The 12954-nt window shown below is 69.5% G+C and carries 8 protein-coding genes, 2 pseudogenes and 1 riboswitch; of the genes and pseudogenes, 1 reads left to right on the forward strand and 9 read right to left on the reverse strand.

The genetic code is table 11. The annotated features are described in order from the left end of the window. Positions 1 to 68 precede the first annotated feature (68 nt). The 9 genes and pseudogenes from OH735_RS31525 to OH735_RS31565 form a co-directional block, all read right to left on the reverse strand. Positions 69 to 1291 (reverse strand): annotated as a pseudogene (locus OH735_RS31525) (L-serine ammonia-lyase, iron-sulfur-dependent, subunit alpha). Positions 1292 to 1315: 24 nt separating this feature from the next. After that, positions 1316 to 1711, reverse strand: a pseudogene (locus OH735_RS31530) (formyltransferase family protein); the annotation flags it as partial. Between the two features lie 97 nt (positions 1712 to 1808). Continuing rightward, entirely contained in the window at positions 1809 to 2756 is a 948-nt protein-coding gene (lipA, locus tag OH735_RS31535; RefSeq protein ID WP_406385065.1) for a lipoyl synthase, read from the reverse strand. A 1-nt stretch (position 2757) separates the two neighbouring features. Next, positions 2758 to 4029, reverse strand: a complete 1272-nt coding sequence (glyA, locus tag OH735_RS31540) for a serine hydroxymethyltransferase (RefSeq protein WP_406385066.1) — start codon at positions 4027 to 4029, stop codon at positions 2758 to 2760. 1 nt (position 4030) lies between these two features. Beyond that, on the reverse strand, positions 4031 to 4405 hold the full coding sequence (gcvH, locus tag OH735_RS31545) for a glycine cleavage system protein GcvH (RefSeq protein ID WP_406385067.1): 375 nt from the start codon (positions 4403 to 4405) through the stop codon (positions 4031 to 4033). Positions 4406 to 4428: 23 nt separating this feature from the next. Beyond that, positions 4429 to 5529 (reverse strand): glycine cleavage system aminomethyltransferase GcvT, encoded by a 1101-nt coding sequence (gcvT, locus tag OH735_RS31550; protein WP_406385068.1) that lies wholly within the window; start codon positions 5527 to 5529, stop codon positions 4429 to 4431. 29 nt (positions 5530 to 5558) lie between these two features. Next, entirely contained in the window at positions 5559 to 8417 is a 2859-nt protein-coding gene (gcvP, locus tag OH735_RS31555; protein ID WP_406385069.1) for an aminomethyl-transferring glycine dehydrogenase, read from the reverse strand. A 150-nt stretch (positions 8418 to 8567) separates the two neighbouring features. After that, positions 8568 to 8663: riboswitch (glycine riboswitch) on the reverse strand. Positions 8664 to 8772: 109 nt separating this feature from the next. Beyond that, positions 8773 to 9771: an agmatinase gene (gene speB / locus OH735_RS31560; protein ID WP_406385070.1), complete on the reverse strand. Its 999-nt coding sequence runs from the start codon at positions 9769 to 9771 to the stop codon at positions 8773 to 8775. A 12-nt stretch (positions 9772 to 9783) separates the two neighbouring features. Then, the gene (locus OH735_RS31565) at positions 9784 to 11148 is read right to left on the reverse strand and encodes an MFS transporter (RefSeq protein WP_406385071.1); all 1365 of its coding nucleotides are present in this window, start codon (positions 11146 to 11148) and stop codon (positions 9784 to 9786) included. Between the two features lie 163 nt (positions 11149 to 11311). On the opposite strand from OH735_RS31565, the gene OH735_RS31570 reads away from it, so the two are divergent. Continuing rightward, complete coding sequence (locus tag OH735_RS31570) at positions 11312 to 12790, forward strand: PucR family transcriptional regulator (RefSeq protein WP_406385072.1); 1479 nt, start codon at positions 11312 to 11314, stop codon at positions 12788 to 12790. Positions 12791 to 12954 lie beyond the last annotated feature (164 nt).

The raw sequence follows: 12954 nt of genomic DNA on the forward strand, positions 1-12954 counted from the left end.
CCACGCCACCGGACGTGACCTCCGGCGACACGACGCGGCATCACGTCACACGAACGCTCACGGTCTCGTCATGCGTAGGTCTCGCTACCTGGCGTGTACCGACTGCACTCACACCCTGAGACGCGCGCCGTCTCCTTGTACTTGACCTCCTTGTACTTGACCTTCATGTCGGCGCCGGTCTCCTTCATCGTCTTGATGACCTTGTTGAGGGAGACGTGGTGCCGGCCGTCGCCGCGCAGGGCCATGCGGGCCGCGGTCACCGCCTTAACCGCCGCCATGCCGTTGCGCTCGATGCACGGGATCTGCACCAGGCCGCCGACCGGGTCGCAGGTCAGCCCCAGGTTGTGCTCCATGCCGATCTCGGCGGCGTTCTCCACCTGCTCCGGCGAGCCGCCCAGGACCTCGGCCAGGCCGCCCGCGGCCATCGAGCAGGCCGACCCGACCTCGCCCTGACAGCCCACCTCTGCCCCGGAGATCGAGGCGACTACTCCATGGCGTGGCCGCCCGGGTCGCCCTCGGCGCGCAGCGCCCGGGCGGAGGTGGCCGCCCGGCGGCGGACCTTCAGCCCGCCGGGCAGGATGCCCTCCCGGGCCACGCCGCGGGCCACGCACGCCTTCATCACCCGCCAGATCTCCAGCAGCCCCTCGCGGATCTCGGCCTCGGTGCGCCAGGCCTTTTCGTTCTCCAGCATCAGGGCGGAGACCGACAGGCCGGTCTCGCGGGCCAGGCGCAGCAGCTCGTCGCCGGTGCGGAAGGAGTGCTTCAACACCGTGTCGTCGAGCTTGATGCGGTCTTCGCCGATTGCGTCCTCGTCGACGACGAAGCCGCCGCAGACCGAGTAGTAGGTCTTCTCCAGCAGCGGGAGTCCTTCCGCTGCGTAGGCGAAGAGGGTCATGCCGTTGGCGTGGTACGGCAGGGAGCGGCGGCGGTGCAGGAGCAGCTGGGAGTCGGCGTCGAAGGTGATCTCGTGGGCGTCGCCCAGGTCCGTGCGTAAAAGCCGCAGCCTGCGGGTGGCGGTGATCCGCTGGACCTCGGCGTCGGCGGTCTCCACATCGACCGTGTGCGGCTCGTTGCCCTCCAGGCCGAGCAGGACGGCCTTCGGAGTGCCGTGTCCGTGGCCGGTGGCGCCGAGCGAGCCGAAGAGCTCCGCCCGTACCGAGGCCGTCTGGGCGAGCAGACCGTCCTTCTTCAGACGGCCGACGAACATTCGGGAGGCCCGCATCGGGCCGACCGTGTGCGAGCTGGACGGGCCTATACCGATGGAGAACAGGTCGAATACGGAGATGGCCACGGGCGGGCTCCCATTGAACGGGGGTGGGCAGGGGAAATGCGACGTGGGCGCGGTGAACCGACCGGCGCCGGGTAGCGTTTTGTGGGCCTGGTGGTAGGGCCGGGCGCCCTTGTAGCTCGGCAAGAGGGAGTGGTGGATGTTGATGGCCCGGCCGTCGAGGCGCTTGCACAGGTCGTCCGACAGGATCTGCATGTAGCGGGCCAGCAGCACCATGTCGACGCCGAGCTCGTCGACCAGGTCCAGCAGCCGCGCCTCGGCCTCGTCCTTGGTCTCCGGCGTCACCGGGATGTGGTGGAAGGGGATGCCGTAGCTGTGCGCGAGCGGCTCGAAGTCCCGGTGGTTGGCGACGATTGCCGGGACTTCGATGTTGAGGGCGCCCGTGCTGACGCGGAAGAGCAGGTCGTTCAGGCAGTGGCCGTTGAGAGTTTCCGGGGAGGATTTGCTCCTTCGGCGCCACACCTTTCGGGGGAGTGGGCTCTCCCGCGCAGAATCGTCAGCGGTGTATTGAGTTGTCCGGTTATTGCCGAGGCCTCTTGCCGAGTGCCTGCTGGTAGAGGCGGCCGGCTCGGTAGGAGGAGCGGACCAGCGGGCCGGACATCACTCCGGCGAAGCCGATCTGCTCGGCTTCCTCCTTGAGTTCGACGAACTCCTCGGGTTTGACCCACCGGTCCACCGGATGATGCCGCGCCGAGGGCCGCAGGTACTGGGTGATGGTGATCAGGTCGCACCCGGCGTCGTGCAGGTCCTGCAGCGCGGTCGAGACCTCCTTCCGTGTCTCCCCCATGCCCAGGATCAGGTTCGACTTGGTGACCAGCCCGAACTCCCGCGCTGCGGTGAGCACACCGAGTGACCGCTCGTAGCGGAACGCGGGCCTGATCCGTTTGAAGATCCGCGGCACCGATTCCACGTTGTGCGCCAGCACTTCCGGGCGGGATTCGAAGACCTGGGTCAGCAGTTCCGGGACACCGTTGAAGTCCGGGACCAGGTTCTCCACCCCGGTGTCCGGGTTCAGCGCATGGATCTGCCGGACCGTTTCGGCGTACAACCACGCACCACCGTCGGGCAGGTCGTCGCGGGCCACCCCGGTGATGGTGGCGTACCGCAGACCCATCTTCGCCACCGACTCCGCCACCCGGCGCGGCTCGTCCCGGTCCAGAGGGCGGGGCTTGCCGGTGTCGATCTGGCAGAAGTCACACCGCCGGGTGCACTGGTCACCGCCGATCAGGAAGGTGGCCTCGCGATCCTCCCAGCACTCGAAGATGTTCGGACAGCCCGCCTCCTGACACACCGTGTGCAGGCCCTCGGTTTTCACCAGCGATCGCAACGCGTTGTACTCCGGTCCCATCCGCGCCCGGGTTTTGATCCACTCCGGCTTCCGCTCGACGGGGGTCTGGCTGTTCCGCACCTCCAGCCGCAGCAACCTGCGGCCGTCAGGCGAAGCGGGAGGTGTGACGGTGCCGCTCATCTCACAACTCCGGGTACAACGGGTGGGCGTCGGCGAGCGTCGTCACGCGAGCCCGCAGCTTGGCGGCGACGCCCTCGTCGTACGCCGGCTCGAGGGCCTCCGCGATGATGTCGGCGACCTCCGCGAATGCGGCCTCCCCGAAGCCGCGGCCGGCCAGGGCCGGCGTACCGATCCTCAATCCCGAGGTCACCATCGGCGGGCGGGGGTCGAACGGTACGGCGTTGCGGTTCACTGTGATGCCGATGTCGTGCAGGCGGTCCTCCGCCTGCTGCCCGTCGAGCTCCGACTCACGCAGGTCGACCAGCACCAGGTGTACGTCGGTGCCGCCCGACAGCACGGACACACCCGCGGCGGCGACATCGGGAGCACTCAGCCGCTGCGCGAGGAGCCGAGCGCCCGCGAGTGTGCGCTCCTGGCGCTCGCGGAACTCCGGCTCGGCCGCCATCTTGAACGCGACCGCCTTGGCCGCGATCACGTGCTCCAGCGGGCCGCCCTGCTGGCCGGGGAAGACCGCGCTGTTGACCTTCTTCGCCACGTCCTGACGGTTGGTCAGCACCACGCCTCCGCGCGGGCCGCCGAGCGTCTTGTGCGTGGTCGTGGTGACCACGTCGGCGTACGGCAGCGGGTTCGGGTGGAGCCCGGCGGCCACCAGCCCGGCGAAGTGCGCCATGTCCACCATCAGGTACGCGCCGACCTGGTCCGCGATCCGCCGGAAGGCGGCGAAGTCGAGCTGCCGGGGGTACGCCGACCAGCCCGCGATGATCAGCTGCGGCCGGTGCTCCTCGGCGATTCGCCGCACCTCCGCCAGATCGACGCGGTTGTCGTCCGCGGAGACGTGGTAGGCGACGACGTTGTAGAGCTTGCCGGAGAAGTTGATCCGCATGCCGTGCGTGAGGTGACCGCCGTGGGCCAGGTCCAGGCCCAGGATGGTGTCCTTGGGGCTGAGGAGTGCCGTCATGGCGGCGGCGTTCGCCTGGGCGCCCGAGTGCGGCTGCACATTGGCGTAGGCAGCGCCGAACAGCGCCTTCACCCGCTCGACGGCGAGGGACTCGATCACGTCGACGTGCTCGCACCCGCCGTAGTAGCGGCGGCCCGGGTAGCCCTCGGCGTACTTGTTCGTCAGGACGGAGCCCTGCGCCTCCATCACCGCGACCGGTGCGAAGTTCTCGCTTGCGATCATCTCCAGCGTGCTCTGCTGACGCGCCAGTTCGGCGCGGACGGCGGTGTGCACGGCGGGGTCGAGGTCGGCGAGCCGACGGTCCAGCACGGACATCTCAGGCCCCTTCGATGAGAGCGGTGTAGCCGGTGGCATCCAGCAGGTCCGGCTCTCCGGTGATCCGCATCCGGAACAGCCAGCCCGCTCCGAACGGGTCGGAGTTGACCAGGCCGGGGTCGGCGACCACGGCCTCGTTGATCTCGACGACCTCGCCGTCGGCAGGAGCGAACAGGTCGCTCACGGACTTGGTCGACTCGATCTCTCCGCACGCCTCGCCGGCCTTCGTGGTCGTGCCGACAGCGGGCAGGTCGAGGTAGACGACGTCGCCGAGCGCGTCGGCGGCGTGGGCGGTGACACCGATCGTCGACAGGTTGCCGTCGGTCGCGATCCACTCGTGGTCTCGGGTGTATTTCAGCTCGGTGGGCAGGCTCATGATCTGTCCTTTTCTGAACGTGGTCAGGTTTGGCGGCGGTAGAAGGGCAGCGGGACGACCTCGGCGTACTGCCGAGCACCGCGGATGTCGACGAGCACCTTCGTGCCGGGTTCGCTGCGATCCGGCGGCAGGTAGGCCATCGCCACGGGGTGGCCAAGGGTGGGCGCGAGCGCGCCGGAGGTGATGTCGCCGATGCGTTCGCCGCTGTCCAGGTCGAGTACGGCGTAACCGGTGCGCGGCGCTCGCCGGCCGGTCGAGGTCAGCCCGACCAGCACACGGGCCGGTGCCTCGTCCTGACGGGCGGCCAAGGCCGCCTCGCCGACGAACCCGCCGGGCTTCCCGAATACCACGACTCGGCCCAGTCCGGCCTCGAACGGGGTGGTGCGGACGGTGAGTTCCTGGCCGTACAACGGCATGCCGGCCTCGAGACGCAGCGTGTCACGGCAGGCCAGGCCGCACGGGGCCAGCCCGTGCTCCGCGCCCGCTGCGCTGACGGCCTGCCAGACGGCAACCGCGTCCTTGCTGCGGCAGTAGATCTCGAAGCCGTCCTCGCCGGTGTAGCCGGTGCGCGCGAGCAGGACGTCGTGGTCCGCCATCCGCGCCGGGTCGATGGCGTAGTACTTCAGCGACGGCACGTCGACGTCGACCACGGCGCTGAGGATCGCCGGCGACGTGGGGCCCTGGACCGCGATCAGCGCCCACTCGCTGGACACGTCCCGGATCGTGGCGGCATAGCCGTCGATGCGGTCACGCAGGTGCGAGAGCACCACCAGCACATTGCCGGCGTTGGCCACGACCAGGTACTTCTGCTCGGCCAAACGGTAGACGACGAGGTCGTCGAGGACTCCGCCCGTCTCGTGGACCAGCATGGAGTAGCGCGCGCGGCCAACAGCGATCTTCGACGGTTGCCCGACCAGGGCGTGGTCGAGCGCCCGGCCCGCCTCGGGGCCGGACACCTCGATCTCGCCCATGTGGGTGAGGTCGAAGATTCCGGCGGTGGTCCGTACGGCGTGGTGCTCAGCCAGCTCGGAGGTGTAGCGCAGCGGCATGGACCAGCCGGCGAAGTCGGTGAACGACGCACCGAGCTGGGTGTGGATGTCGTGCAGGGGTGTCTTCTTCGACATGGTGGCTCCTCTCAGATCGTCACGGTCGGTCACGACGCGAACGACTCGGGAGGCGGGCAGGCGCAGACCAGGTTCCGGTCGCCGTGCGCCTGGTCGATCCGGCCGACCGGCGGCCAGTACTTGTCGGGAGAGATGCCGGCCGGGAAGACGGCCCGTTCGCGCGAGTACGCACGGGACCACTCGCCGGCGATCGCGGCCGCGGTGTGCGGCGCCCGTCGCAGCGGGCTTCCCTCGACGGACCAGACGCCCCTCTCCACCAGCTCGATCTCCGCGCGGATGGCGATCAACGCCTCGCAGAAGCGGTCCAGTTCCTGCAGGTTCTCGCTCTCCGTCGGCTCGACCATCAGCGTTCCGGCGACCGGGAAGCTCATCGTCGGTGCGTGGAAGCCGTAGTCGATGAGCCGCTTGGCGATGTCGTCGACCGTCACACCCGTGGCCGCGGTGAGCGAGCGCACGTCGAGGATGCACTCGTGCGCCACGAGGCCGGCCTCCCCGGCGTACAGGACCGGGAAGTGCGGCGCGAGCCGCCGAGCCACGTAGTTGGCACTCAGCACGGCCGTCCGGGTCGCCTCGGTCAACCCTTCGGCGCCCATCATCCGGATGTAGGCCCACGGGATCGGCAGGATGCCGGCGCTGCCGAACGGCGCGGCACTCACCGACCCGATCCCGTCGCGGCGCCCGGTGTCGGGGTGCAGCGGGTGGGTGGGCAGGTACGGCGCGAGGTGCTCCGCCACCGCGACCGGACCGACGCCCGGCCCCCCGCCGCCGTGCGGGATGCAGAACGTCTTGTGCAGATTGAGGTGTGACACGTCGCCACCGAACTCACCGGGCTTGGCGACCCCGAGCAGCGCGTTGAGGTTGGCGCCGTCGACGTACACCTGTCCACCGTGCTCGTGCACCAGCTCGCACAGCCGGGTGACGCTCTCCTCGTAGACGCCGTGCGTCGAGGGGTAGGTCACCATGATCGCGGCCAGCTCGTCGGAGTGCTTCGCGCACTTGGACTGGAGGTCGTCGAGGTCGACCGTGCCATCGGGCCGCGACGCCACCACGACGACGCGCATCCCGGCCATGACGGCCGAGGCGGCGTTGGTGCCGTGCGCGCTCGCCGGGATCAGACACACGTCGCGTTCGGCCCGGCCGTTGCTCCGGTGGTAGGCGCGGATAGCCAGCAGGCCCGCGAGCTCGCCCTGCGATCCGGCGTTCGGCTGGATGGAGACCTTGGCGTAACCGGTGACCTCGGCCAGCCACGTCTCGAGTTGCTCGACCAGGGTCAGGTATCCGGCCGCGTCCGTGACCGGGGCGAACGGGTGCAGGTCAGCGAACGCGGGCCAGCTGAGCGGCTCCATCTCCGTGGTCGCGTTGAGCTTCATCGTGCAGGACCCGAGCGGGATCATGCCGCGGTCCAGCGCGAAGTCACGGTCGGAGAGCTTGCGCAGGTAGCGCAGCATCGCGGTCTCCGAGCGGTGCTGGTGGAAGACCGGGTGGGTGAGGAACGGGGAGGTACGACGCAGCTCCGGCGGGAGCACCGCCGAGACGTCGGGCGTCAGGGTGTCCAGGCCGCCGCCGGCTCGGCCGAAGGCGTCGAGCACGAGGCGGACGTGCTCGTCCGTGGTGACCTCGGAGCAGGAGATGCCGACGTGGTCGCCGTCCACCAGCCGCAGCCGCAGGCCCTTGTCGTGCGCGGCCGCGACGACCTCCTCGGCGCGACCCGGGACCGCCACCAGCAGGGTGTCGAAGAACTCGCGGTGTACCAGCGTGATCCCGCTCGCCCGCAGACCCGCGGCGACGAGCGCGGCCTGCCGGTGCGTCCGCCGGGCGATCTCGGTCAGTCCGTCGGGACCGTGGTAGACGGCGTACATCGACGCGACCACCGCGAGCAGCACCTGCGCCGTGCAGATGTTCGAGGTCGCCTTGTCACGCCGGATGTGCTGCTCGCGGGTCTGCAGTGCCAGGCGGTACGCCGGCCGGCCGGTGTCGTCCACGGACACGCCCACGAGCCGGCCGGGCAGGTGACGTTCGAGCCCTTCGCGGACCGCGATGAACCCGGCGTGCGGCCCGCCGTAGAACAGGGGGACACCGAACCGCTGGGACGACCCCACGACGATGTCGGCGCCGTACTCGCCCGGCGGCACGAGCAGGGTGAGCGCCAGCAGGTCGGCGGTCACGGTGACGAGCGCCCCGCGTGCCTGTGCCGCGGCGGTCACTTCGCGCAGGTCACGGACCGCGCCCGAGCAGCCGGGGTAGGACAGCACCACCCCGAAGAAACCGTCCTCCGGCAGCGGCTGGGTGACGTCGATCTCGACGACCTCGATACCGACGGCGGCCGCCCGTGTGCGCAGCACGTCGAGGGTCTGCGGCAGGGTGTCGTGGTCGACCAGGACGCGGCGCCGGCCCTTCCCCGCGACGCGGCGCATGACTGTGACGGCCTCGGCCACCGCCGTGCCCTCGTCGAGCAGCGACGCGTTGGCGGTCGGCAGCCCGGTCAGGTCGCCGACCATGGTCTGGAAGTTGAGCAGCGCCTCCAGCCGGCCCTGGCTGATCTCCGGCTGGTACGGCGTGTAGGCGGTGTACCACGCCGGGTCCTCCAGCACGTTGCGCCGGATCACCGCGGGCGTGACGGTCGCGTGGTAGCCCAGGCCGGTCATCGGGACGGCCACGGTGTTCCGGCCCGCGAGCTCGCGCAACTCGGCGAGCGCCTCGGCCTCGGTGGCCGCGGCGGGCAGGTTCAGGCCGGAGGTGCTGCGGATGCCGCTCGGGACGGCGGCGTCGATCAGGCCGGCAAGCGTCGGATAGCCGACTTCGGCCAGCATCTTGGTGCGGTCGGCGTCGCTGACGCCGATGTGCCGGGTGGCGAACGCGCCCGACGCGCGGGACTCGGGTGAGGTCATGGTGGGAGGCTCCCTGGAGGGACACCGCGGACGCGGCGCCGTGAACGGATGACCTCCCCGCTCTGTCATCGGTACCTGAGAGCTTCACCACCGGGTCCGGCGGTTTGCACCGTGGGCGCAGGACATGAGGTCCTGACTTTCCAGAGTCGCCTCGCCGAAGCGGTAGTTGTGCCTGAGAGATTCTGGGGAGAGTTGCTCCTTCGGCGCCTCGCCAAGGATGGGCGAGGGCTCTCCCGCTTCGGTTCGAGCGGCGCGATGTTGAGTTGTCGGGCCTGACCGCGAGGTCAGGTGGCGGTGCCGTCGAGGCGGGTCAGCGCCTTGACGGCCCCTGGTGCCTGCTGAGTCGCGCCCGGAATCAGGCGTGGTCCGCGGCCGTCAGCACGGGGCCGGACACCTGGTTCTTCGTCATGAGCGTGATCAGGTCGAACACCACGGTGGCGGCAGCGACGCAGGTGATCTCGGCGTGGTCGTAGGCCGGAGCGACCTCGACCACGTCGCCACCGATGATGTTGAGCCCGTCGAGGCTGCGGAGCAGACGCAACAGCTCGCGGCTGTTGAGCCCGCCCATCTCCGGTGTACCCGTCCCGGGCGCGAACGCGGGGTCGAGCACGTCGATGTCGATCGAGATGTACACCGGTGCGTCGCCCACGCGTCGCCGTACGGCGTCCACCGCCCCGTCGATCCCGATGACGTCGAGGTCTCCGGCACGGATCGCCCGGAAGCCGAACGCCTTGTCGTTCACGAGGTCCATCCGGTCGTAGATCGGTCCACGGATGCCCAGGTGTATGGACTTGTCCTCGGCGAGCAGGCCCTCTTCGAAGGCCCGGCGGAACACCGTGCCGTGCGTGACCGGAGCGTTGAAGTAGGTGTCCCAGGTGTCGAGATGCGCGTCGAAGTGGACCAACGCGACCGGGCCGTACTTGTCCCTGGCCGCGCGCAGCATGGGCAGCGCGATCGTGTGGTCACCGCCGATGCTCACGATGCGCCGGTCGGACTGTCCCACGACGTCGCGGGCGTAGCCCTCGATCTGGGCGACTGCTTCGTCGATGCTGAACGGCGTACAGGGAACGTCACCGGCGTCGACGACCTGGAGCGCTTCGAGCGGTGCGGTGTCGAGCTCGACGTGGAACTTCGGGCGCAGGTGACGCGATGCCTGACGGACGCCCATCGGTCCGAAGCGGGCGCCCGGCCGGTACGACGTACCCCCGTCGAACGGCACGCCCAGGACCGCGATGTCGTAGTCGCTGACCGAGCCGATGTCGGGGATCCGGGCGAAGGTACCCAGGCCGGCGAAGCGTGGGACCTTCGTGGCGTCCAGGGCTCCGATCGGGGAGGGTCGGTTGTCGTGGTTCATCACAGTTTCCAGTCAGTTCGTAATGGTGGTGGCAAGGGAGGGGTAGGCCGGATCGGCCGGGTTGCCGGCGCCTGCGGCGGTGTCGCTGAGCGACCGGCCTCGGGTCTCGGTTGCCCAGGCCAGCGTGATCAGGAGCCCGACGACCGACACGATGGCGCCGACGAGGAGCGGCAGGCTCTGGCTCTTGGCCAGTGCGAACGGCATCAGGTAGGTGCCCGCGGCTGCCCCGATGCGGGACACGGCTGTCCCCACGCCGACGGCGGTGGCGCGGACCTCGGTCGGGAACAGCTCGTTGGGGTAGACCACCTCGAGGAAGCTGGAGCCGCCCGAGGCGAGCGCGAAGACGCAGATCGAAACGAAGGAGACCCAGGTCGGCAGTCCGGGCACCAGACCGGGGATGGCCAGGGCTACCGCGATGATCCCGAAGGACCACAGCAGCAACGCCCGACGGCCGATGCGCTCGACCAGCCAGAGTCCGGGGATGCCGCCGATGACGAACAGCGCGGCGAGGAAGATCTCCGAGGTGTTTCCGGTGATTCCCATGCCCGCCAGCAGGTCGGGGGCGAACGAGTAGAGCGCGAACAGCGGGATCACCTGGGCGGTCCAGAAGACGCCCACGAACAGGGTGCGCTTGAGATACGGCGAGCGGAACACCGTGGTGTAGCTGGTCTTCGCCACGGTCGGTTCCTCGGCGAGGTCCGCCACGCCGTACTGCGGACCGTAGACCTTCTTGATCGACCGGTCGGCCTCGTCGACACGCCCCTTGCTGAGCAGCCAGCGTGGCGACTCCGGCGTACCGAGCCGCAGGAACAAGGTCACCAGGGCGAACACGGCGGGGCTGGCGAGCATGAAGCGCCAGGCGTTCACGCCGAGCCCCTCGAGGCCCACGCCCACGACGTACGCCGCCGCGGCACCGAGTGCCCAGACCACGAAGGTGGCACCGAGCATCCGGCCGCGGAACTTCCGCGGGAGGTACTCCGCCAACAGGGACGTGGCGATCGGGTAGTCGGCACCGATGGCCGCGCCGAGGAGGAAGCGGAGCAGCACGAGCTGCCAGACCTCGTTCGCGAAGGCGGACAGGATGGAGAACAGCGCGAGCGCGGCGAGGTCGGCGATGTACATGATGTGCCGGCCGATCTTGTCGGTGACGTATCCGAAGACCGCCCCACCGAAGAAGATGCCGACCAGGCTTGCGGCAGCGACCAGGCCCTTGTCGGCCGTGGTCATGTCGAGGGCCGGGGTGAGCGTCGCGAAGGCGACACCGACAATCGCGATCGCGTAGCCGTCGATGAACGGTCCGCCCGAGGAGTAGGCGGTCAGTTTCTTGTGGAAGCGCGTCAGTGGAGCGTCGTCAATGAGGTTCGATCTCGCAGTCATGGAAGGTCCTTGGCTCGCGGCGACCATGCGGAAGTGTTGCGTCCAGATGTACGCCGTGTGACCAGCGGTCGAGCAGACCCGCAGCGCTCAAAGCTCTCGCCGGTTCTTATACATTTGCACAACACTGCTATGCGGTCGATCAGGCCCGTCGTACCGTGGTCCCATGCCGATCACAGTGGGCGAGCTGCTCGAGATGCCCCACCTGCGCCTGAGACTCCACTCAGGGGCCGGTGCGCTGAACCGGCCTGTCTCGTGGACGCACACGACCGACCTGCCCGAGCCATGGCGCTGGGTGGCCGGCGGCGAGCTCCTCATGACGAACGGCATGCCGATTCCCCGGAGCGCGTCCGGCCAGGAAGAATTCGTCCGCCAACTGGTCGAGCACGGCGTCGCTGCGCTGGCCATCGGCGAGAAGATGTACGCCCCGCCGCTGACCAAGCGGCTGACGCGGACGAGCGACGAGCTGGGCTTCCCGGTGCTCTGGATCGCCTACCCCATGCCGTTCGTAGCGATCTCTCGCACCGTCGCCGAGGCGACCCTGTTGGAACAGTCCCAACGTCTGATTCGGACCGAGCGGATCTATCAAGCGCTGCAGCGGATCTCCTTGCAGAACTCCGGGCTCAAGACGCTCACGAGTGCACTGTCCCGCGAGATCGACTGCGACGTCCGCGTGTGCGACCGCGCCACCGGCTTCGACTGGTACCCCGGCGTCGCTCCGCTCCCCGAGGGGATCCGCGGCGCCGTGGCCGAGCACCGCGGAAGGCTCCGCGCCGGCGTCATCGCGGTCCGTCTCGGTGGAGACCGTCGCGCACTCCTGGTCGACGTGCCGACGCATCCGGACGCGGTTCTCGTCGCCCTCCCCGAGCCCACAGAGCAGCCGGATGCGCTGCTCCTGCAGCACGCCGCGACGGTGTGTGCGCTGGCGCTTTCCCAAGCCCGCTTGACGATCGAGTACGACCGCAGGACAGGTGCAGAGCTTCTGCTCCAGATCCTCGATGCGCAGCTGGCGCCTGCCGTAGCCCAGCGCCAGCTGGAAGAACTCGGCCTGCGGCTCGAGGGAGCAGTGTGCGTGGCGGCACGGAACGACGACGACCCGGACCTGCTCAGCAGCGTGCACCTCAGCCTATGGCGCTCGGCCGTCAGCCACGTCACGGTGCACCGCGGAGGCACGTCGCTCACGGTGCTGCCCGACGACGCTGCTGTACAGGTGCTCGTGCAGGCTCTCGGACAGGGCGGTCAGGCCGGAGTCAGCGACCTGATCGTCCGCTCCGACCGGATGGTCGACGCGGCCCGCGAGGCCACCTGGTCACTCGAGATCGCGAAGGAGCAAGGCACGCTGCTGCTGCGCTACGCCGACGCCATCCCACTCCTCGGCCCCCGCAACCCGGCCGAGGCACGGGCACTCGTTGATCGCGTGCTGCGTCCCGTCCTCGACCTCCCCTCCGAGCAGGCGAACGAGTTGCTGATGACCCTGCGGGTCTTCCTGGAGAACGGCAGGTCCTGGCAGCGGGCAGCGGAAGCCCTGCACGTCCACCGGCAGACGGTGCTCTACCGCGTCCGGCGCGTGGAGCAGTTGACCGGCAGGCAGGTCGCGAATACCGGTGATCTGGCCGCATTGTGGCTCGCCCTGAAAGCCTTGTGAGGAGAGGGCCCTTCGTGAACCCCCGGGGAGCCCACGGCGACCGTGCGCATCCGGCACTACAACGCCCCGGCCCTGTCCCCCAGGTCACCGCCCCGGCCAGAGCCTCGAACACGAGCCGCAACGGCTCCGGCTCCGGCCCCAGTCGCTGGCCCGGGGCGGCAGCC

The sequence above is a fragment of the Streptomyces sp. NBC_01618 genome, from assembly GCF_045209435.1.
GTDB lineage: Bacteria > Actinomycetota > Actinomycetes > Streptomycetales > Streptomycetaceae > Streptomyces.

Bases quoted from the DNA above. Each gene is read 5' to 3' on its own strand.
- gcvH (WP_406385067.1), bottom strand. From the start codon at position 4,405: ATGAGCCTGCCCACCGAGCTGAAATACACCCGAGACCACGAGTGGATC.
- gcvP (WP_406385069.1), bottom strand. From the start codon at position 8,417: ATGACCTCACCCGAGTCCCGCGCGTCGGGCGCGTTCGCCACCCGGCAC.
- OH735_RS31570 (WP_406385072.1), top strand. From the start codon at position 11,312: ATGCCGATCACAGTGGGCGAGCTGCTCGAGATGCCCCACCTGCGCCTG.
- OH735_RS31565 (WP_406385071.1), bottom strand. From the start codon at position 11,148: ATGACTGCGAGATCGAACCTCATTGACGACGCTCCACTGACGCGCTTC.
- speB (WP_406385070.1), bottom strand. From the start codon at position 9,771: ATGAACCACGACAACCGACCCTCCCCGATCGGAGCCCTGGACGCCACG.
- lipA (WP_406385065.1), bottom strand. From the start codon at position 2,756: ATGAGCGGCACCGTCACACCTCCCGCTTCGCCTGACGGCCGCAGGTTG.
- glyA (WP_406385066.1), bottom strand. From the start codon at position 4,029: ATGTCCGTGCTGGACCGTCGGCTCGCCGACCTCGACCCCGCCGTGCAC.
- gcvT (WP_406385068.1), bottom strand. From the start codon at position 5,529: ATGTCGAAGAAGACACCCCTGCACGACATCCACACCCAGCTCGGTGCG.